Annotated in this window: 19 protein-coding genes; 11 read left to right on the top strand and 8 right to left on the bottom strand. The window is 72.3% G+C overall.

Features of this window, described 5'->3' with window-relative positions; all coding sequences use genetic code 11:
* Positions 1-3: 3 nt before the first annotated feature.
* From ACWEEU_RS14955 to ACWEEU_RS14980, 6 genes are all read left to right on the top strand, one after another.
* Positions 4-315 (top strand): urease subunit beta, encoded by a 312-nt coding sequence (locus tag ACWEEU_RS14955; RefSeq protein ID WP_385739783.1) that lies wholly within the window; start codon positions 4-6, stop codon positions 313-315.
* A complete protein-coding gene (locus tag ACWEEU_RS14960; RefSeq protein WP_451732320.1) occupies positions 308-2,029 on the top strand; it encodes an urease subunit alpha in 1,722 nt (573 codons plus the stop codon). The genes ACWEEU_RS14955 and ACWEEU_RS14960 overlap by 8 nt, the downstream gene beginning before the upstream one ends.
* Positions 2,029-2,703 (top strand): urease accessory protein UreF, encoded by a 675-nt coding sequence (locus ACWEEU_RS14965; RefSeq protein WP_451732323.1) that lies wholly within the window; start codon positions 2,029-2,031, stop codon positions 2,701-2,703. The genes ACWEEU_RS14960 and ACWEEU_RS14965 overlap by 1 nt, the downstream gene beginning before the upstream one ends.
* 62 nt (positions 2,704-2,765) lie before the next feature.
* The gene (gene ureG, locus ACWEEU_RS14970; protein ID WP_385739778.1) at positions 2,766-3,443 is read left to right on the top strand and encodes an urease accessory protein UreG; all 678 of its coding nucleotides are present in this window, start codon (positions 2,766-2,768) and stop codon (positions 3,441-3,443) included.
* Entirely contained in the window at positions 3,431-4,243 is an 813-nt protein-coding gene (locus ACWEEU_RS14975) for an urease accessory protein UreD (protein ID WP_451732326.1), read from the top strand. The genes ureG and ACWEEU_RS14975 overlap by 13 nt, the downstream gene beginning before the upstream one ends.
* A 134-nt stretch (positions 4,244-4,377) precedes the next feature.
* Positions 4,378-5,970, top strand: a complete 1,593-nt coding sequence (locus ACWEEU_RS14980; protein ID WP_385739773.1) for an alpha/beta hydrolase — start codon at positions 4,378-4,380, stop codon at positions 5,968-5,970.
* A 52-nt stretch (positions 5,971-6,022) separates the two neighbouring features.
* Here ACWEEU_RS14980 and ACWEEU_RS14985 read toward each other — a convergent pair whose 3' ends face one another.
* Together ACWEEU_RS14985 and ACWEEU_RS14990 are read right to left on the bottom strand one after the other, a co-directional pair.
* Complete coding sequence (locus ACWEEU_RS14985; protein ID WP_451732330.1) at positions 6,023-7,057, bottom strand: NAD-dependent epimerase/dehydratase family protein; 1,035 nt, start codon at positions 7,055-7,057, stop codon at positions 6,023-6,025.
* Positions 7,058-7,221: 164 nt separating this feature from the next.
* A complete protein-coding gene (locus ACWEEU_RS14990; protein WP_451732334.1) occupies positions 7,222-7,935 on the bottom strand; it encodes a lysophospholipid acyltransferase family protein in 714 nt (237 codons plus the stop codon).
* A 250-nt stretch (positions 7,936-8,185) separates the two neighbouring features.
* Between ACWEEU_RS14990 and ACWEEU_RS14995 the strand changes: the two genes are divergently transcribed.
* The 3 genes from ACWEEU_RS14995 (at position 8,186) to ACWEEU_RS15005 (ending at position 10,271) form a co-directional block, all read left to right on the top strand.
* Positions 8,186-8,773 (top strand): hypothetical protein, encoded by a 588-nt coding sequence (locus ACWEEU_RS14995; protein WP_385739764.1) that lies wholly within the window; start codon positions 8,186-8,188, stop codon positions 8,771-8,773.
* Positions 8,774-8,892: 119 nt separating this feature from the next.
* Positions 8,893-9,702: a maleylpyruvate isomerase family mycothiol-dependent enzyme gene (locus tag ACWEEU_RS15000; protein ID WP_451732337.1), complete on the top strand. Its 810-nt coding sequence runs from the start codon at positions 8,893-8,895 to the stop codon at positions 9,700-9,702.
* Between the two features lie 95 nt (positions 9,703-9,797).
* Positions 9,798-10,271, top strand: a complete 474-nt coding sequence (locus ACWEEU_RS15005; RefSeq protein ID WP_385739758.1) for a pyridoxamine 5'-phosphate oxidase family protein — start codon at positions 9,798-9,800, stop codon at positions 10,269-10,271.
* On the opposite strand, the gene ACWEEU_RS15010 is transcribed toward ACWEEU_RS15005, so the two are convergent.
* The gene (locus ACWEEU_RS15010; RefSeq protein WP_451732341.1) at positions 10,259-10,711 is read right to left on the bottom strand and encodes an SRPBCC family protein; all 453 of its coding nucleotides are present in this window, start codon (positions 10,709-10,711) and stop codon (positions 10,259-10,261) included. The genes ACWEEU_RS15005 and ACWEEU_RS15010 overlap by 13 nt on opposite strands.
* Before the next feature lie 103 nt (positions 10,712-10,814).
* Between ACWEEU_RS15010 and ACWEEU_RS15015 the strand changes: the two genes are divergently transcribed.
* A complete protein-coding gene (locus ACWEEU_RS15015; RefSeq protein ID WP_385739752.1) occupies positions 10,815-11,441 on the top strand; it encodes a TetR/AcrR family transcriptional regulator in 627 nt (208 codons plus the stop codon).
* Between the two features lie 136 nt (positions 11,442-11,577).
* Positions 11,578-13,992: a glycoside hydrolase family 32 protein gene (locus tag ACWEEU_RS15020; RefSeq protein WP_451732345.1), complete on the top strand. Its 2,415-nt coding sequence runs from the start codon at positions 11,578-11,580 to the stop codon at positions 13,990-13,992.
* A gap of 6 nt (positions 13,993-13,998) precedes the next feature.
* Here the strand turns inward: ACWEEU_RS15020 and ACWEEU_RS15025 are convergent, their stop codons facing one another.
* The 5 genes from ACWEEU_RS15025 to ACWEEU_RS15045 all read right to left on the bottom strand — a co-directional run bounded on the left by ACWEEU_RS15025 (position 13,999) and on the right by ACWEEU_RS15045 (position 18,837).
* On the bottom strand, positions 13,999-15,357 hold the full coding sequence (locus ACWEEU_RS15025) for a vWA domain-containing protein (RefSeq protein ID WP_451732347.1): 1,359 nt from the start codon (positions 15,355-15,357) through the stop codon (positions 13,999-14,001).
* The gene (locus tag ACWEEU_RS15030) at positions 15,354-16,583 is read right to left on the bottom strand and encodes an AAA family ATPase (protein ID WP_451732350.1); all 1,230 of its coding nucleotides are present in this window, start codon (positions 16,581-16,583) and stop codon (positions 15,354-15,356) included. Before ACWEEU_RS15030 ends, ACWEEU_RS15025 begins: the two co-directional genes overlap by 4 nt.
* 87 nt (positions 16,584-16,670) lie before the next feature.
* Complete coding sequence (locus ACWEEU_RS15035; RefSeq protein ID WP_451732353.1) at positions 16,671-18,062, bottom strand: hypothetical protein; 1,392 nt, start codon at positions 18,060-18,062, stop codon at positions 16,671-16,673.
* A gap of 207 nt (positions 18,063-18,269) precedes the next feature.
* Entirely contained in the window at positions 18,270-18,416 is a 147-nt protein-coding gene (locus ACWEEU_RS15040) for a hypothetical protein (RefSeq protein WP_385739738.1), read from the bottom strand.
* 67 nt (positions 18,417-18,483) lie between these two features.
* Complete coding sequence (locus tag ACWEEU_RS15045) at positions 18,484-18,837, bottom strand: cytochrome C oxidase subunit I (RefSeq protein ID WP_451732356.1); 354 nt, start codon at positions 18,835-18,837, stop codon at positions 18,484-18,486.
* Between the last annotated feature and the right edge of the window lie 7 nt (positions 18,838-18,844).

Here is an 18,844-nt window from a genome sequence, read left to right on the forward strand (position 1 = left end):
GCGATGATTCCCGGAGAGACGCTGTTCGCGGACGAGCCGATCGTCTGCAACGAGGGCCGTGACGTCACCCGCCTCCTTGTGCTCAACGCCGCCGACCGCCCCGTACAGGTCGGCTCCCACTACCATTTCGCCGAGGCCAACCCGGGCCTGGAGTTCGACCGGCGGCAGGCGCACGGCAAGCGGCTGAACGTCGCCGCCGGCACCGCCGTCCGCTTCGAGCCCGGCATCCCCGTGGAGGTCGAACTCGTCCCGCTCACCGGCGCCCGTGTCGTGCCGGGACTGCGCGGCGAGACCGGAGGTGCCCTCGATGCCTGAGATCTCCCGCGCCGCGTACGCCGACCTGTTCGGCCCGACGACCGGCGACCGCATCCGGCTCGCGGACACCGACCTGCTGATCGAGATCGAGGAGGACCGCTCCGGTGGCCCCGGCCGCTCCGGCGACGAGGCGGTCTTCGGCGGCGGCAAGGTGATCCGCGAGTCCATGGGCCAGTCCCGCGCGACCCGCGCCGACGGCACCCCCGACACCGTGATCACCGGCGTCGTCATCGTGGACCACTGGGGCGTGATCAAGGCCGACGTCGGCATCCGCGACGGCCGCATCACCGGTATCGGCAAGGCGGGCAACCCGGACACCATGGACGGTGTCCACCCCGACCTCGTCATCGGCCCCGAGACCGAGATCATCGCGGGCAACGGCCGCATCCTCACGGCGGGCGCCATCGACGCCCACGTGCACTTCATCTGCCCGCAGATCGCGGACGAGGCGCTCGCCTCCGGTGTCACCACGCTCGTCGGCGGGGGCACCGGACCCGCCGAGGGCTCGAAGGCCACCACCGTCACCCCCGGCCCCTGGCACCTCGCCCGGATGCTGGAGGCGATGGAGGCGTACCCCGTCAACGTCGGCTTCCTCGGCAAGGGCAACACCGTCTCGCAGGAGGCGATGCTCTCCCAGATCCGCGGCGGCGCCGTCGGCCTGAAGCTGCACGAGGACTGGGGATCCACCCCCGCCGTCATCGACGCCGCCCTCACCGTGGCCGACCGCACCGGCATCCAGGTCGCCATCCACACCGACACCCTCAACGAGGCCGGTTTCGTGGGGGACACCCTCGCCGCCATCGCGGGCCGGGGCATCCACTCGTACCACACCGAGGGCGCGGGCGGCGGGCACGCGCCGGACATCATGACGGTCGTCTCGCAGCCCAACGTGCTGCCCAGCTCGACCAATCCGACCCGGCCGTTCACCGTCAACACCGCCGAGGAACACCTCGACATGCTGATGGTCTGCCACCACCTCAACCCTGCCGTCCCCGAGGACCTCGCCTTCGCGGAGTCCCGCATCCGGCCGTCCACCATCGGCGCGGAGGACATCCTCCACGACCTCGGCGCGATCTCGATCATCTCCTCCGACTCCCAGGCCATGGGCCGCGTCGGCGAGGTCGTCCTGCGCACCTGGCAGACCGCGCACGTGATGAAGGGCAGGCGCGGGGCGCTCCCCGGCGACGGCCGCGCCGACAACCACCGGGTACGGCGCTACGTCGCCAAGTACACGATCAACCCGGCGCTCGCCCAGGGTCTCGCCGCCGAGATCGGCTCGGTGGAGACCGGCAAGCTCGCGGACCTGGTGCTGTGGGAGCCCGCGTTCTTCGGCGTGAAACCGCTGCTCGTCCTCAAGGGCGGCCAGATCGCCTACGCGCAGATGGGCGACGCCAACGCCTCCATCCCCACCCCGCAGCCGATCCTGCCCCGCCCGATGTACGGGGCGATCGGACGCGCCCCGGCCGCCAACTCGGTCAACTTCGTGGCGGGGTTGGCGATCGAGGACGGGCTGCCGGAGCGGCTCGGGCTCGGCAAGCGGTTCGTGGCCATCGAGTCCACCCGCGCGGTCACCAAGGCCGACCTGCGCGAGAACGACGCCATGCCGGACGTACGGATCGACCCCGACAGCTTCGCCGTGCACATCGACGGGGAGCTGGTCGAGGCGACACCGGCGGCCGAACTGCCCATGGCTCAGCGCTACTTCCTCTTCTGATGTCCAGGGGAGCCCTGCTCGTCCTGGCCGACGGCCGCTTCCCCGCCGGAGGGCACGCCCACTCCGGCGGGGCGGAGGCCGCCGTCAAGGCGGGCCGCATCACCTCGGCCGCGAGCCTGGAGGCGTTCTGCCGGGGCCGGCTGCACACGTCCGGGCTGGTCGCGGCGGCGCTCGCGGCGGCGGCCGTACTCGGTCTGCCCGCAACGGAGCTGGACGCGGCGGCGGACGCCCGTACGCCGTCACCCGCGCTGCGTTCCGCCGCCCGCAGACTCGGCCGGCAACTGGCGCGAGCCGCCCGAGCCACCTGGCCGTCGCCCGAACTCGACGCGTTGGCGGCCGAGTTCCCCAAGGGCGCGCATCAGCCCGTCGTCCTGGGACTCACCGCCCGCGCCGCCGGTCTCGCCCCCGAGGACGCCGCTTACTGCGCCGCCTACGAGAGCGTGAGCGGTCCCGCGACGGCCACCGTACGGCTGCTGAGCCTCGACCCCTTCGACGCGACCGGTGTACTGGCCCGGCTGGCACCGGAGCTGGACCGCGTCGTGGACCGCGCGACGGAGGCGGCCCGGCGCGCGGCGGTCGAGGGCACCGACGCGTTGCCCGCCGCCTCGGCGCCCCTGCTGGAGACCGGCGCCGAGTGGCACGCGGCGTGGCACGTCCGCCTCTTCGCCTCCTAGGGAGACACCCCCCCAGGGGATGTGTCCCCAGCGACCCACCCGCATCGAACCTGGAGCCGCTCATGCATCTCGACCACACCCACACCGGCCCGGCCGCCGTCAGCGCCGACGCCCACCGGCCCGACGGCGCACGGCGGGCGCTGCGCATCGGGCTCGGCGGTCCCGTCGGGTCGGGCAAGACCGCGACCGTCGCCGCGCTGTGCCGGGCGCTGCGCGACGAGCTGTCGCTCGCCGTCGTCACCAACGACATCTACACCCGCGAGGACGCCGAATTCCTGCTCAGGGAAGCCGTGTTGCCCCCCGAGCGGATCACGGCCGTGGAGACCGGCGCCTGTCCGCACACCGCGATCCGCGACGACATCTCCGCCAACCTCGAAGCCGTGGAGGACCTGGAGGACGCGGTCGGACCGCTGGACCTGATCCTTGTCGAGTCCGGCGGCGACAACCTCACCGCCACCTTCTCCAAGGGGCTCGTGGACGCGCAGGTCTTCGTGATCGACGTCGCGGGCGGCGACGACATCCCGCGCAAGGGCGGTCCCGGCGTCACCACCGCCGATCTGCTGGTCGTCAACAAGACCGACCTCGCGCCGTACGTCGGCTCCGATCTCGCCCGGATGGCCGCCGACGCCAAGGCTCAGCGCGCCGAACTCCCCGTCGTCTTCCAGTCGTTGCGCACCGAGACGGGGGTCGCCGACGTGGCGGCGTGGGTGCGGGGCCGGCTCGCGGCGTGGACGGCGTGACGGGGACGGCCGAAGGGCCCGCCTCAACGGGGCTGCGTTCCCACGGCGTCAACGCCCATGCCCGCATCGCCGCCCGCACCGACGGACGCGGCGGCACCGCGCTCCCGGTCCTGGACGGCGACGGCCCGCTGGCGCTCCGGCGCACCCGCGCGCACGGGGGAGAGGCGCGCGTCCTGCTCGTCGGCGCGATGAGCGGACCGCTCGGCGGCGACCATTTCACCGTCGAGGCGGAGGCGGGGGAGGGCGCCCGGCTGCACCTGGGCTCGGCCGCCGCCACCATCGCGCTGCCCGGCCAGACGAAGCACGAGGCACGCTACGACGTACGGCTCGACGTGGCCGACGGCGGCGAGCTGCACTGGCTTCCCGAGCAGCTCATCTCGGCCGCCGGAAGCGACCTGTACGTCACCACCCGCGCCCAACTGGCCCCGGGGGCACGCCTGGTGCTCCGCGAGGAGCAGGTGCTCGGCCGGGTCGGGGAGAACCCCGGCCGACTCACCAGCCGCCTCACCGTGCGGATCGCGCGGACCACCGTCCTCGACCAGGAGCTGTCCTGCGGTCCCGGAGCGCCGGGCGGCTGGGACGGTCCCGCGGTCCTCGGCGGTATGCGGGCCGTCGGGCAACTGATGGTCGTTCGCCCCGAGTTCGCTCAGGCGCGGCCCGATGCCCGACTGCTGGGGGAGGGCGCCGCGCTGATGCCGCTCGCCGGTCCCGCCGTCCTCGTCAGCGCCGTGGCTCCCGACGCGCTGTCCCTGCGGAGGCGACTGGACGAGGCGCTGGCGGTGCTGACGCAGGGCCCGTGAGACCGCCCGCTCACCGATATCCGGTGATCCGTTTATCGGATTGATAAAGAAGATCCGTGGACCCTGTTCTCAGGCGGCTCACAGCCGACAGTATCCCCGCCTGACTATGTCCATCAGGCACGGGGAGGATCTCCTTGAGGGAGAAAAAACCGAAGAACCTTGTTCTGGCGCTCGGTTCGGCCGGAACACTCGTCGCGAGCCTGATAGCCGGGGCGGTGTCGGCCCCCGCCGCCACCGCCGACAGCCGGCACACGCAGGACCGTGAGGCGCTCGGCGCCGCGATCGCCGCCGCCCGCGCCGCCCACCAGGGCATCGACTGGCAGGACTGCCCCGCCGACTGGGGGCTGGCCAAGCCCATCCAGTGCGGCTGGGTCAGCGTGCCGGTCGACTACGCCCACCCCCGCGGCAAGCAGATCAAGCTCGCCGTGGACCGCATCGGCAACACCGGCACCCAGAAGGACCGCCAGGGCGCGCTGGTCTACAACCCGGGTGGCCCCGGCGGCTCCGGGATGCGCTTCCCGACCCGCGTCACCAACAAGAACCCGCTGTGGACCGACGTGTCCAAGGCCTACGACTTCGTGGGCTTCGACCCGCGCGGCGTCGGCCACTCCGCGCCCATCTCCTGCGTCGACCCGCAGGAGTTCGTCAAGGCGCCCAAGGCCGACCCGGTGCCCGGCACCGAGGCCGACAAGCGCGCCCAGCGCAAGCTGGCCCGCGAGTACGCCGAGGGCTGCGGCGAGCGCAGCGGCGCGATGCTGCCGTACATGACCACCCCGAACACCGCCCGCGACCTGGACGTCATCCGCGCCGCGCTCGGTGAGAAGAAGCTGAACTACCTCGGCGTCTCGTACGGCACCTACCTCGGCGCCGTCTACGGCACCCTCTTCCCGGGCCACCTGCGCCGCATGATCGTGGACAGCGTGGTCAACCCGGACCGCGACAACATCTGGTACCAGGCCAACCTGGACCAGGACATCGCGTTCGAGGGCCGCTGGAAGGACTGGGAGAACTGGGTCGCCGCCAACGACGCCGCCTTCCACCTCGGCACCACCCGCGCCGCCGTCCAGGACCAGTGGCTGAAGCTGCGCGCGACGGCCAAGAAGCACCCCCTCGGCGGGGTCGTCGGTCCTGCCGAGCTGATCAGCTTCTTCCAGAACGCGCCGTACTACGACTCGTCGTGGGTGCCGGTCGCCTCGGTGTTCAGCAAGTACGTCGCCGGTGACACTCAGGCGCTGGTCGACGCGGCCGCCCCCGATCTGTCGGACACCGCGGGCAACGCGTCCTCCGAGAACGGCAACGCGGTCTACACGGCCGTGGAGTGCGCCGACGCCAAGTGGCCGACGGACTGGAAGACCTGGGACCGGGACAACACCCGGCTCAACAGGGACTATCCCTTCATGACCTGGGCCAACGCGTGGATGAACCTGCCTTGCGCCACCTGGCCGGCCAAGCAGCACACGCCGGTCGAGGTCACGACGCACCGCGGTCTTCCGCCGGTCCTGATCGTGCAGTCCACGCATGACGCCGCCACCCCGTACGAGGGCGCCGTCTCGCTGCACAAGCGCTTCAAGAACTCGCGCCTGATCACCGAGCGGGACGCGGGCTCGCACGGCGTGACCGGTCTGGTCAACCCCTGCATCAACGACCGGGTCGACGCTTACCTGCTCACGGGGCAGCTCGACGGCTCCGACGTCACGTGCGCCCCGCACGCGACCCCGAAGCCGTAACACCTGTCACGAGGGGAGAGGGGCGGCCGGAGACTTCCGGTCGCCCCTCTTCTCATGCCTTCCGCGCGGCCGACAGGGCGTCTTCCGCCGCGTAGTCGAACAGCTCCGGGTACGCCCCCGCGAGCAGCGGGAAGCGCTCGTCCCAGGTACCGGCGCGCAGTTCGGCCGTCAGCCACTCCACCGTCTCCGGCAGGCTGTCCGCGTACGACACCACCGGCCGGTAGCCCAACTCCCGCTCGGCGGCGGACATGTCGCACACCACAGGGCGTGGGCCCGCCCAGGGGTTCAGGCCCACGGAGCCGTCGTGCGGGGGTCCGTCGAGCAGGGTCGTCTCGGTCTTCACGCCCATGACCGCGTCGATCGCGGCCCCGATCTCCTCCGCCGTCGGCGCCTGCGGATCGCACGCGTTGAGCGCCCGGGTGCCGGGGCGGTCGGCCGCCAGCCGGACCAACTCCGCGACGTTGCGGGCACTCGCGGTGTGGAACCGGGTCTCGCCCCGCAGCGCCAGCACCCGTGACGCGCGCCCGTCGAGGTTGCGCTTCACGAAGTACAGCTCGCGGGGGAGCCGGCTGTGCGGCCCGTGGACGGCGCCGGGACGCAGCACCGTCACCGGCAACCCCGCCTCGTTGCCCAGGAGTTCGTGCTCCAGGGCCGACTTGCGGGTCGCGTAGGTCGCCTCCCCGGGGCGGACGGTGGGCTGGGTCTCCGCGATGGGCACCGGGAAGTGCGGACAGCCGTCCGGGTCGTCCATCGTGTCGAAACCGCGCCCCGCGCCGTCGGTGTACACCGCCACCGTGGACATCACCACGGCCGAGCCGATCCGGCCCGCCAGAGCGGTCAACTGCCGTGCGTGGACGGCGTCGTAGCCGACCAGATCGACCACGGCATCGCAGCCGTCGCCCACCACCGCGCCGAGCGCGGCGTCGTCGGCACGGTCCAGCCGGACCGCCCGCACCCCCTCGTCCCACGCCGCGCTCCGGCCGCCGCTCCGCGTGGCGGCCGTCACCTCCCATCCGTCCCGGACCAGCGCGTCCACCACGGGACGCCCGATCTGACCATTCGCGCCGATCACCACAGCTCGCTTCATACGGCGATCTTGGCCGGGGCGCGGCGCGGCCGACGCCCGCTTGCGCCGAGAGCGGAGTCCGCCTGGAGCGGAAGCCGCCGAGTGCGGAAGCCGAGAGCGGAAGCCGAGAGTGGAGGCCGGCACCGGACGCGGGGCGGCGGCCCGAGTCGGCCGGGAGGCGGAGGTCAGCTCAGCGGTGCGCGCGGAAAGCGGCGCTGCCGCTCGCCCTGGCTCTCCTTGACGACGGCCGCGTACTCGTCGACGTACTCCTGCCCGGACAGCGCCAGGATCTCGTACATGATCTCGTCGGTGACCGCCCGGAGCACCGCGCGCTCGCCCTCCATCCCCGCGAACCGGGAGAAGTCCATCGGCTTTCCGAACCGGATCGCCACCGGCCGCGGGCGGGGGAGCTTCCGGCCGGGCGGCTGTGCCTCGAAGGTCCCGATCATCGCGCACGGCACGACCGGCACCCCCGCCTTCAGCGCCATCACGGCGACCCCGACCTTGCCCTTGTACAGCCGCCCGTCGTGCGAGCGCGTCCCCTCCGGATAGATCCCCAGCAGCTCCCCGCGCCCCAGCACCTTGAGCCCCTCCCGGATCGCCGCCTGCCCCGCCTCCTTGCCCGACCGGTCCACCGGGATCTGCCCCGCGCTCCGGAAGAAGAACGCCGTCAGCCGACCCTTGATACCCGGCCCCGTGAAGTACTCGGCCTTCGCGAGAAACGTGATCCGTCTTTTGAGGATCGCCGGCATCAGAAAGTGGTCCGAGAACGACAGGTGATTGCCCGCGACGATCGCCGCGCCGTCCGCGGGCACGTTCTCCAGCCCCTCGATCCGCGGCCGGAACACCACTCTGAGCAGTGGTCCCAGCAGAACGTACTTGAGCAGGTTGTAGAACACGGCTCGCCCCTCTCCCTCGCGCGTGCGCCGCCCACCCGGGCCTTTGCGGGCACCGAGAACGCGGAACCCGATCGTCGCGCGTCTGCAGTCATCTGTAACCCTGCCGGACCGGACTCATGCTGCGCCGCTGCCGAACCGGGTGACGGGCCGCCGGGGACGCCGGGGACGGGGTGACCGGAGGAGTCCGGTGAACGGGCGGCTGAGTAAGAATGCTCATGACACCCGCACCGGTGCCAGGCAGGATCGGGCCATGACGTTGCCAAGAAAGACGCCAGTCCGCCTCGGGATGCTGCCGGTGGCGGTGATGGTCCTGCTGACGGGGTGCGGGACGGAGCGGGCGGGGGACACCGTCGGCGCGAACCCGCCCGCACGGCCGACGCCGACCGCCGCGCCGACTCCCCGCGCGCAGACGGACTTCCCCTGTCCCGGCGAGAGCGCCGTGCCGACGACGCCCGCGGCCACCACCCCGACCGCCACCGCGTCACCGCCGGACCACTACGCCGAGAACCACGGATTCAGGGTGCCCCTCAAGCTCCACGGAGAGAACCGGTGCAAGGGGATCGCGGCCGTCGCACGTGTTACGAGCGCACTCGAACCGCTGCGCGAGCGCGGCGACTTCGCCCCGGACGGCGTCCGTGACGCACTCACCCGGCTCGGCTACTCCGCCGACTCGGTGCGGGCGTATCAGGAGGGCCCGACCGGGGTCGGCTTCCTCGTCGACATCGGTGCCGCTCCCTGGTGTCTCGAGGGCACGATGACCACCGACTCCACCAAGGCGGACGCCTTCGGCGGCTACCCGGACGGCTCGCACTGCGAGCCCCCGAGCGGCGGCCACTGACCGGCGTCCCGGTGTGAGCCCCGCCCGTGCCTTGTCCCCGGCCGGTGGGTCTGGTTTCGTACCGCGCTACGAGTGCGTGATCAGCGAAGTGCGAGGAGAGCGGCGGCGTGGAGCGGGAAGTGGGGACAAGTGCCGGGCGTGTCCTGCCGGAGGGACTCGGGCGGGAGATACGGGGGACCGCCGGGGACATCGCCGCGCTCCTCGACGGCGCGACGGACATGGGCCTGCCCGTTCCGGGGCTGGAATGGACCGTGGGAGAGACGGCCGCTCATCTGGCGCTGGCCAACGGTCTCATGGCCGATCTCGCGGCCGGCGAGGAACGGCTCTACGGAGACGGCACGCCCCAGAGCCTCGCGGCCGCCAACGCGCAAAGCCTCGCCGCGTTCCCCGAGCGCGGGGCGAAGCCGCTGGCCGCGATGATCGTGCAGCAGGCGGAGGTGTTCCTGGACGCGGTGGAGCGAGGCCCGGCGGACCGGACGCTGCTGACCCCGCTCGGGCCCATGGACCCGGCCGTGCTCGCCTCGTATCTGCTGACCCACATGCTGGGCCACGGTTACGACCTCGCGCGCGCGGCGCGGCGCCCGCACATGATCGACCGGGGGCGGGTCGAGCTGTGCCTGCCGTTCCTGAAGACGGCGATGCCGCGCGTCGCCAACGCCGATGCCGCCGCCGGGGTGTCGGCTCGATTCACCTTGCGCGTCCGGGGCGGCGAGGCGTTCGGCGTCACCTTCGCCGACAGCACGGTCGAGGTCCTCCCCGCCCCGCCGGAGCCGTCCGACTGCACCATCCTCACCGAGCCCGTCACCTTCCTGCTCATCGCGCTGGGGCGACTGGGTCCCTGGCAGGCCATGGCGCGCGGAGGCGTACTCGCCTGGGGGCGCAAGCCCTGGCTCGCACCCCGCTTTCCCACCCTGTTCACGGCGCCCTGAGCTGCCCCCGATCACCGCGCCCCGAGGCTTCGGTCGCAGGTCGTAGGCCCTTTGCCTGAGGCGCGGGCCGGGACCCGCCGACTAGGTTGACCGACATGCGGACCACGGACATCGGATGCCGGGACACGGCGCGGCGACGGAACGACACGCTCGGGCGGCTCGCCGGGGAGCGGGACGTGTGGGTGGCGACCGCACACCCCGAACACGGCCCGCATCAGGTGCCGTTGTGGTTCTGGTGGGACGGCGAGGCGGTGTGGATGTGTACCGGAGGCGGTTCCGCGACCGTGCGGAACCTCCGGGTGGAGCCGCGGGTGCGGTTGGCGTTGCCGGACAGCTTCGACGTCGTGCTGCTGCGGGGTGAGGCGCGGTGCTTTCCGGTCGAGGAGGTGCCGGCGGCTGCGGCGGAGGGATTCGCCGGGAAGTTCGGGTGGGACCCGCGGGGCGAGGAGGGGTCGTTCGTCTTCGTGCGGGTGAGGTTGAGCGGTGTGCTGGCCTGGCGGGGAGTGCCGGAGCTGCGGGGGAGGGTGCTCATGCGTGAGGGTGGCCGGCTGGACGGTCAGGTCGACTGAGCCGAGTGGTGGGCGGCGAGCACCGGCGGCACGCCCTCGGTCAGCATCTTGCGGCGCACGCTCGCCAGAAGCTTCGACATCGCGAAGCCACCGACACCCGTGAACCCCGTGTGCTGCCAGGTGAAGCGGGTGCCACCGGGTATCTCCTGGAGGACGTAGGTGACTTCGGTGACCTCGTCGGTGTCGGCGTCGCCCTTCCACGAGTAGCGCAGCCGGTGGGGCGCGTCGACCTCCCGGACCTCGCAGTACACGACGCCCGCCCACCCCATGGTCGGCTTGCCGACGAAGCGGAACGCCGTGCCGACGACCGGTGCGAAGCCGTCCGGGCGGCCGCCCTGGCCGGTGGTCGTCCATCGGGCCACGCAGGCGGGGTCGGTCAGGACGTGCCAGACCTCCGCGATCGGATACGGGTACTCGCACACGATGTCGTACCTGCTCATCAATTTCCTCCAAAGGCGACAGGGGCGCATGGCCGGGTGGCGCCGCCGAACGTAGCCTACCTACCGGAAGGTAGACAAGCCTACCGTGCGGTAGGCTGAGGGCATGGTCACACCACCCGCTCCCGAGTCGCCCCGCCGCTCCGGCGCCGAAACGCGCGCCGCGATCCGCCGCGTGGCCCTGGAGTTGTTCACCGCCTCCGGCTATGAGGCGACCTCGATGCGCGAGATCGCGGAGGCGCTGGGGATCAAGAAGGCGTCGCTCTACTACCACTTCGCCGGCAAGGAGGACATCGTCCGCTCCCTGTTCGACCAGCGGGGCTCGGAGGCGGAGGAACTGCTCGCGTGGATCGATACCCAGCCCCGGACACAGGAGTTGGCGAAGGCGGCCGTGCTGCGCTGGGTCGAGTCGTTCTCCACCGACAAGCTCCACGGCATCCGCTTCCTGACCGCCAACCCGCTCCTGGTGCGCACCCTCGCCGAGCAGACCGACAACCGGATCGGATTCGCCCTCGCGGCCCTCGTCGACGCGCTGACCGAGCTGCTGCCCCGCCGCGCACCGACGGACGTACTCCAGTTGCGCATGGCCCTGTTGAGCATCAACGCCGCCGTGGACGCCTCCGCGCACGGCGACTTCAGCGACGAGGACATCCTCCGCACCGCACGTCACATGGCCGCCACCGCGATGGACGAACTGCTGCAGCGCCAGGGCGAGATGGAGTCCACTCGCTGAGCGCGCCGCACCCCGGGTGAACCGAACTCGCCCTTTCCGTTGACGTGTTGAGTTGCCGGCCCCATCATCTGATCGACCGCGCGACGATAACGATGTCAACGATGACATGCACATGTCCCAGGTGAGGGTGGTTTCCGTGCGTCGAAGAGCCGCAGCCCTGCTCGTCTCCCTGATCGCGCTCCTGGCGGCGATGCTGCCGGGGACCCCCGCGGCCGCCGGGACGGTGCAGGACTACCCCGAGTTCCCGTACGCGCCGACCACCTACAGCGAGCCGTACCGGGGCCAGTTCCACTTCAGCTCGCAGTCCGGCTGGATGAACGACCCGAACGGTCTCGTCTACGCCAACGGGCTCTACCACTTCTTCTACCAGCACAACCCGCACGGCCTGGCCTGGGACACGATGCACTGGGGTCACGCGACCAGCCCCGACCTCGTCCACTGGACGCAGAAGCCGGTCGCGCTGGAGCCGGGCGTCCACCCCGGCACGCTCTTCTCCGGCGGGGGAGTGGTCGACAAGGACAACACCTCCGGCCTGAAGACCGGTTCGCTGGACCCGATCGTCGTCTTCTCCAACACGGGCGGCGTCAGCGTCTTCTACAGCAACGACGACGGGCGCAGCTTCCAGGCGTACGACAAGGGCCGCAAGGTCATCGACATCCCGGACGAGAGCCGTGACCCCAAGGTGTTCTGGGACGCGGCCCGGCACCGCTGGGCGATGGTGGTGTGGTCCTCGCAGGGCGGCAACGGCGTGAACATCTACACCTCGCCCAACCTCCTGGACTGGACGTTCACCAGTCGCTTCAGCGCGCCCTGGCTCTTCGAGTGCCCGGACATGTATCCGCTGAATCTGGACGGCAAGTCCGGTCAGCAGAAGTGGATCCTCACCTCCGCCTCCAGCCAGTACGTCGTCGGCTCCTTCGACGGCAGGACGTTCAGCACCGACTGGACCCAGCCCCAGCAGATGGACCTCGGCACCACCTACGCGGGCGGCAGCTTCTACGCCGCCGAGACGTTCACCAACACCCCCGACGGCCGTACCGTGCAGATGGCCTGGCAGGGCGGCAACTACGGCAGCACCTGGACCGGCAACGCGACCTTCCCCGCCACCCTGGCCCTGGTGACCACCCCCGACGGCCCCCGGATCACCCGCACCCCGGTCGCCGAACTGTCCACCCTCGCCTCGGACAGCCGCAGTTGGAAGAACCGGACCATCGACACCGCGAAGTCCGGCAACCTCCTCGACGGCATCAAGGCCGACACCTACGAACTCACCGCGCAGTTCGACGTCAAGAACGCCACCGCCTCCCGGTTCGGCTTCGATCTGCATCTGCGCTCGGACGGCTCCGCCGACCGCCGGGTCGTCTACGACCTCAAGGCCCAGACGCTCCAGGACAAGCCGCTCAAGCCGCGCGACGGCAAGGTGACCCTGCGACTCCTCGTGGACCGGGGGCAGTTGGAGCTGTTCGCCGACGGCGGTCTCTACTCCCTCTCCGACAACGCCTACTTCGACTCCGGCGCCGACAGCCAGGGCATCGGACTCTTCGCCCTCGACGGCAAGGTGACCCTGGACAGCGCGACCTTCACACGCCTCAACACCAGTTGGGGCACAGGCCAGTCCACCCTCCTGAGCAACCTCAAGGGACCCTGGCACGCCTCCGGCGGCACCTGGAGCGACGTCAGCGGCGGCAAGCGCGCCTCCGCCTCCGGCGACGCCTTCTACCTCAGCGCCACCAGCGCGGGCGACGCGACCTACCAGGGAGACATCAGCCTCGACTCCGCGCGGGCCGGCGGTCTCACCTTCCGCGCGAACGCCTCAGGCGCGGGGTACACGGCGAACATCGACACCAGCGGGGTCGTCAAACTCTGGCGCCCCGGCCGGGACATCGCGACCTACGCCACGCCCATCGCGGCCGGGAGCACCCACCATCTGAAGGTGCAGACGAACGGCGACCGCATCCGCGTCTGGCTCGACAACGGCGCCGACCCGGTCGTCGACGCGACCGACGGCACCTACACGAGCGGCGTGTTCGGCGCGAACGTCTACAGCGGCACCGCCACCGTGCAGAACCTCGACACCGGCACGGACGGCTTCACGACGTTCCCCGCCGGCCGGTGGACACCGCGCGGCGGCACCTGGACGGTCGGCCCCGACGGGCTGCACGGCCGTACCGCCCAGGACGGCTTCTACCTCAGTGACCGCACGGGCACCGACTTCACCTACCAGGGCGACCTGTCCGTCACCAACGGCACCGCCACCGGTCTCACCTTCCGCGCCGACGCCACTGGCGCCGGGTACACGGCGAACATCGACACCAGCGGCGTCGTCAAGCTCTGGCGCCCCGGCCGGGACATCGCCACGTACAAGACGGCCGTCGTCGAGGGCCGCACCTACCACCTCACGGTGCGGACGAACGGCGACCGCATCCGCGTCTGGCTCGGCAGCGGCGCCGACCCGGTCATCGACGCCACCGACTCCACGTACGCGAGCGGGCTGTTCGGTGTGAACGGCTTCGCCGGGAACACCGTCGCGCAGAACCTGGCGGTCGGCTGAGCCGCCTCAGCCGATGGTGACCACCCGTGCCCAGACGGGCGGCCCCTCCGGCACGTGGTCGGGGTCCTCCTCGTTCCGCGCCCGAGGCGGACGCGGGAAGAGGCCGACGACGGTACGGCACGGCGGCGGGGCGGACGGCCAGGGGGTCTGGCCGTCCGTCAGCGCCACGATCACGTCGGGGCGCGGCCGCGCGCGCAGCGCCCGGGCGAACCCGGAGCGCAGATCCGTGCCGCCCCCGCCGATCAGCTCCAGGCTCTCCGCCCGGCAGAGGGGTACGGCGATCCCGGCCGCAGCGTCGCAGGAGATCACCGAGACCAGGTCACGACGGCCGCCCACCGCGCGGGTGATCGCCGCCACCTCGAGCAGCGCACTGCCCAGTTCGGCGTCGCTCACCGACCCGGAGGTGTCGATCACCACGCAGACCCGGGGCGGTGTACGGCGCAGACTCGGCAGCACCACCCCGGGCACACTGGCCGAGCGGCGGGAGGGGCGCCGGTAGGTGTGGTTCTCGCCCACCCCCGGCGCGGACGCCGCCGAGCGGACCGCCGCCCCCAGCAACTGCCGCCACGGCTGCGGCGGATGGAACGCCTCGTCCGCCCAGCGACGCCAACCGTCCGGCGCGCTGCCCGGCCGGCCCCTGATCCCCTCCGCGACCCGGAAACGGACCGCGTCCCGCTGCTGTCTGCTCAGCCCGTGCGCTCCCTCGGGCCCGAGGTCCCATCGCCGCTCCCGCCCGTCCGCGCCGCTGCCGCAGTCCAGCCAGGCCAGGTCCGTGGTGAGCGCGGACAGGGAGGCGGTGCGCAGGTACTCCTCCATCAGGAGCCCGGCGGGCAGTGCCAGCAGTCCGGGGAGCACCGCGCCGACGGGGCGCGGCAGGCCGTCTCCGTAGATGTCGTCGTTGATCTCGAAGTCGGCGGCGATGTTCCGGCGCAACGGTTCGCCCGGCCCGTGTGCCTCGTTCTCCCGCGCGTACCGCTCGCCCCGGGCGTGGTGGTCCCGGAGCAGATGGGAAACCTCGTGCACCCAGGCCCCCGCCAGCTCCGCCACGGGAGTGCGTGCCACGAAGGCGGGGGAGACGTAGCAGCGCCAGTGGGGGTCCACCGCCATGGTCGGCACCGAGCGGTCCTCCACGACATGCAGCGCGAAGAGCGCGTCGGCGAGGTAGGGGCGGACCTTGACCGCGTGGAGACGGGCGGTCAGGAGCTTGGGGAGGTCGAGGGCGGGGTCGGAGAGGGGCGGGGGAGTGGTGGGGCGGACGGGACGGAGTGGCGGGGGCCCTGGGCGCGGTACGGGGCGCTTCCTGGTGACGGTCGTGGCGGCCGTGCCGGTGGAACCGGGCACCCGGCGTTCGGCGGCCCCCGTCATCGGCGCGCCGCGGCCGCCGCGGCCATCCGCTCCACCGACCGGTCGGCTCCCCGGGCGATGCCGATCACTCCGGCCAGCCGCTCCATCGTGTCCGGCACGTCCCAGTCGTCGCGGCGGAGGGCGGCCAAGGTCGTGGCCGGGGCGACCAGGAGGTCCGGGGCGCCGGTCTCCAGGGCCCGGACCAGGACCGCCCAGGCGGCCTCCCAGCGCGGCCGTTCGGGCCGGGCGCCCACGGCGGCGACCACCGCCTCCAGCGCGGCCTGCCGCAGATCGCCCCGCTCCGGCAGCTCGGCGCAGGCCGGGTCGGCGAGCAGGATCTCCGGGTCGGGGAGGTCCAAGCGGTCCATGTGCGCGAGGAGTTCGAGCCCGGGACCGTCCCCGACCGCGCCCCGTACGAGCAGCGCCAGGACATCGCGGGAGACGGAGGCGGCCGTACCGAAGGCCAGCAGCGTCAGCGCCGCCTCCCAGCTCCGGGGCGAGGGCCAGGCGCCGCCGCGCCGGGTCTCGGTGGTGGGCAGGCGGTGGATCAGGGTCGGGCGGGCGCTGAGGAAGCCGGTGACGGTGCGCCGCGCGAGCGCCACGGCGTCCGGCAGCAACTCCGGAACCAGTCGCGGTAGTTCGGCACAGGGCCAGACGCCGCCCAGCCCGCGCACCACCACTTCGCGGTCGTGGACCCAGTGCAGATGCACGAACCGGTTGGCCAACGGCGGGCTCAGTTCCCAGCCGTCCGCCGCCGATGCGCGCGGGTTGGCGGCAGCCACGATCCTTACCCCCGGCGGGAGCTGGAGCGTGCCGACCCTGCGCTCCAGGACAACCCGGAGCAGCGCGGCCTGCACGGCAGGGGTGGCGGTGGACAGTTCGTCGAGGAACAGCAACCCCCCTCCGGCCCGGACCAGTTCGACCGCCCACTGCGGCGGCGCCATCGGCACCCCGCGCACCTCCGGGTCGTCTCCCAGGATCGGCAGCCCGGAGAAGTCGGACGGCTCGTGGACACTGGCGATCACGGTCGTCAGCGGCAGTTCGAGCGTCGCGGCGAGCTGCGTCAGCGCGGCGGTCTTGCCGATGCCGGGCTCGCCCCAGAGCAGCACGGGCAGATCGGCGGCCACGGCGAGCGCGAGCGCTTCGAGCTGTTCATCGGGGCGGGGCTCGGTGGTGGTCGTGCGCAGGAGGGTCAAGAGGTCTTGTGCGAGGACGAGTTGGGGCGCGGTGGACGTACTGGGGTTCATGGGCGTCACCTGTGGAGGGGAAGGGGACAGAGGTGTCCCAAGTGGTCTGAAGACAAACGGGGTCGGCCGGACCCCTGGTGAAGTCGGTCAGAACTTCAGGCCGGTTCGCGGCCGGTTCCTTCTGTCGCGCTTGAGGAGCAGAAAGGCGGGTGTGCGGCGGCCGAGGCGCGGGCGCCGGGCGGCTTCCCAGACCGCCTCGGCGGCGGGGTGCACCGTGACCAGCCCCGAGCGGTACAGCCCGTGCTCGATGCGGCCGGCCGCCGCCGACTCCAGTTCGTCCCGCAGCGGCCCGTCGCGCAGCAGCGCCCCGGGACCGAGCAGCCCCTCCACCACGGCCAGCGCCCCCACCGTGTCCCCGTGCCGCAGCCGCTCCCGGATCGCGGGCAGGGCCTCGGGACTGCGGTGCACGGCGTCGATCGCCCGCAGACACGGCAGCGGGGGGCCGCCGAGACCCGACAGCAGTTCCTCGCGGCGGAGTTCGGCCGGGTCGTGGTCGACGGCGGTCAGCACACCGTCCCGCAGCGCGATCCGGTGCACCTGGCCCCGGCACTCGACCCGGTGCGGATCGTGCGGGACGGGCGGGGCGTCGGCGGACTCACCCGCCCCGTACCCCGCCAACGCGCGCGCGACGAGCGGATGCAACTGCGGCAGCGCCACCAGACCGGCCCGCAGCAGTTCGACGTCGGGCAGGACTCGCGCCGCCACCTCCGGCAGCACCGGAAGCGCCGCGACCTCCTGCGGAGGTGGTACCTCCCGCACGCGTCGAACCGTCGGCACATGGCCGTCGTCGGGCGCGACGAGTTCGAGTACGACACGGCGACGCGCCCCGATCCGGACGGTGAACGCGCCCCGAGCCCGCCCCTCGGCGCGCAGCAGTGCTTCCGCCTCGGCGGCCCAGTTCCCGGCAGCCCACGGGGAGGGCAGGTCCAGCCCCTCGGGCGGCTCGGCCCGGCCGGTCGGGCTCCAGGGCTCGGCGCACGCCCGGGCGTCCCACAGACGCCGGTGCAGATCGAGCCGGAAGCGCCGGTCGGGATGCGGATGCGGATGATGACCGCGGTACTCGCTCCCCGGCCCCTCCCACAGGGCCAGCGTCATCCGCTGCCCGGCATCCGCCCAGGCGGGCGGCGTCCGTACGACGAGATGTACGGGCGTGGCCCCCGCGTAGCGGGCGACAGTCACGGTGAGACCGGGCCGTAGTCGCCCGTCGGGCACGACCCGGGGCATGTGCCACCGCAGCAGATCCGGTGCCAGCCGCCGCAGATCCGCCCGCAGCCGGCCGGTGAATTCGTTGCCGTGGCGCTTGCGCACGGCGCGCAGATCGAGATCCACGTTCATACGGGCGGCCGCACAGGCCCCGCCCCAGTCACCGGCCGCCCGCCGTGCGGTGGCCGTCTCGATCATGGACAGCGGCACCGCGTACTCCCGCACGCGCCGCCACATCGACAGTCGGGTCGGAACATTCACGAAGTGATGTGCCATCAGCACTCACCTTGCGCGAACGATTCCCCCGATCCACAAGAGGAGGAGTTCTTCATCGCCGGGATCGTAGGCGGACCGGAGGCGGGCTGTCACGCGGATAATCGGGCCGCCGTGCGGCTCACCTCTCCTGGCGTACGCGGCAGGCGTGGTGCCGAGAGGGGCACCGCACTCGGACGACCTTCGACGAGGCGCACGTCGTCGTCCGTCCTATCCGGCCTCCTCCTCGGGGTCCTCACCCTCCGCCTGGGACGGAGTCGTGCGTGGTACGTCGCGGCGGACGGGGCTGCCGGCGGTCTCGACGTCCGGTTCTCGTTCGCCCTCGGCCTGGGACGGTGTGGGGGTCTCGAAGCTCATGGACGGGCTCCTTCCGTGAGGGCTCCCGGGTACCCGGGAGGCGGGATTCGTCACGGAAGGAGCCGGGTCACCTGGCCAGGGAGACCGCCGCCGTCGTCACCGACGTGAGGCAGGCCGCCGCCGCCAGGGTGCAGGCGACGCAGCGGAGGCGGAGAGCGCGGTAGCGCTGTTCGTACTCGGTGCGCAGGGAGCGGCAGCGGGCGGCGACGCGTTCCAGGTCCTGGCGGGCGCGGTGGAGGCTGTCGGCGATGTAGTGCCGTTCGATCTCCTCGCGCTGGGCGGTGGTCAGCCAGTCCAGGGGTCCGGTGAAGTCACGCGCGCGCTGTTCCGCGACGGCGATGGTGGCCTGCCACAGGAGGTATCCCTCCACTTCGTTGCCGAGCCTGGCGTCCTCGGCCTCAGGTCCCGCTGGGTCGCGCATGGTGTCT

This window comes from Streptomyces sp. NPDC005004 (assembly GCF_053600675.1).

Bases quoted from the DNA above. Each gene is read 5' to 3' on its own strand.
- ACWEEU_RS14955 (WP_385739783.1), top strand. From the start codon at position 4: ATGATTCCCGGAGAGACGCTGTTCGCGGACGAGCCGATCGTCTGCAAC.
- ACWEEU_RS14960 (WP_451732320.1), top strand. From the start codon at position 308: ATGCCTGAGATCTCCCGCGCCGCGTACGCCGACCTGTTCGGCCCGACG.
- ACWEEU_RS14965 (WP_451732323.1), top strand. From the start codon at position 2,029: ATGTCCAGGGGAGCCCTGCTCGTCCTGGCCGACGGCCGCTTCCCCGCC.
- ureG (WP_385739778.1), top strand. From the start codon at position 2,766: ATGCATCTCGACCACACCCACACCGGCCCGGCCGCCGTCAGCGCCGAC.
- ACWEEU_RS14985 (WP_451732330.1), bottom strand. From the start codon at position 7,057: ATGAAGCGAGCTGTGGTGATCGGCGCGAATGGTCAGATCGGGCGTCCC.
- ACWEEU_RS14995 (WP_385739764.1), top strand. From the start codon at position 8,186: ATGACGTTGCCAAGAAAGACGCCAGTCCGCCTCGGGATGCTGCCGGTG.
- ACWEEU_RS15005 (WP_385739758.1), top strand. From the start codon at position 9,798: ATGCGGACCACGGACATCGGATGCCGGGACACGGCGCGGCGACGGAAC.
- ACWEEU_RS15010 (WP_451732341.1), bottom strand. From the start codon at position 10,711: ATGAGCAGGTACGACATCGTGTGCGAGTACCCGTATCCGATCGCGGAG.
- ACWEEU_RS15015 (WP_385739752.1), top strand. From the start codon at position 10,815: ATGGTCACACCACCCGCTCCCGAGTCGCCCCGCCGCTCCGGCGCCGAA.
- ACWEEU_RS15025 (WP_451732347.1), bottom strand. From the start codon at position 15,357: ATGACGGGGGCCGCCGAACGCCGGGTGCCCGGTTCCACCGGCACGGCC.
- ACWEEU_RS15030 (WP_451732350.1), bottom strand. From the start codon at position 16,583: ATGAACCCCAGTACGTCCACCGCGCCCCAACTCGTCCTCGCACAAGAC.
- ACWEEU_RS15035 (WP_451732353.1), bottom strand. From the start codon at position 18,062: ATGGCACATCACTTCGTGAATGTTCCGACCCGACTGTCGATGTGGCGG.
- ACWEEU_RS15040 (WP_385739738.1), bottom strand. From the start codon at position 18,416: ATGAGCTTCGAGACCCCCACACCGTCCCAGGCCGAGGGCGAACGAGAA.
- ACWEEU_RS15045 (WP_451732356.1), bottom strand. From the start codon at position 18,837: ATGCGCGACCCAGCGGGACCTGAGGCCGAGGACGCCAGGCTCGGCAAC.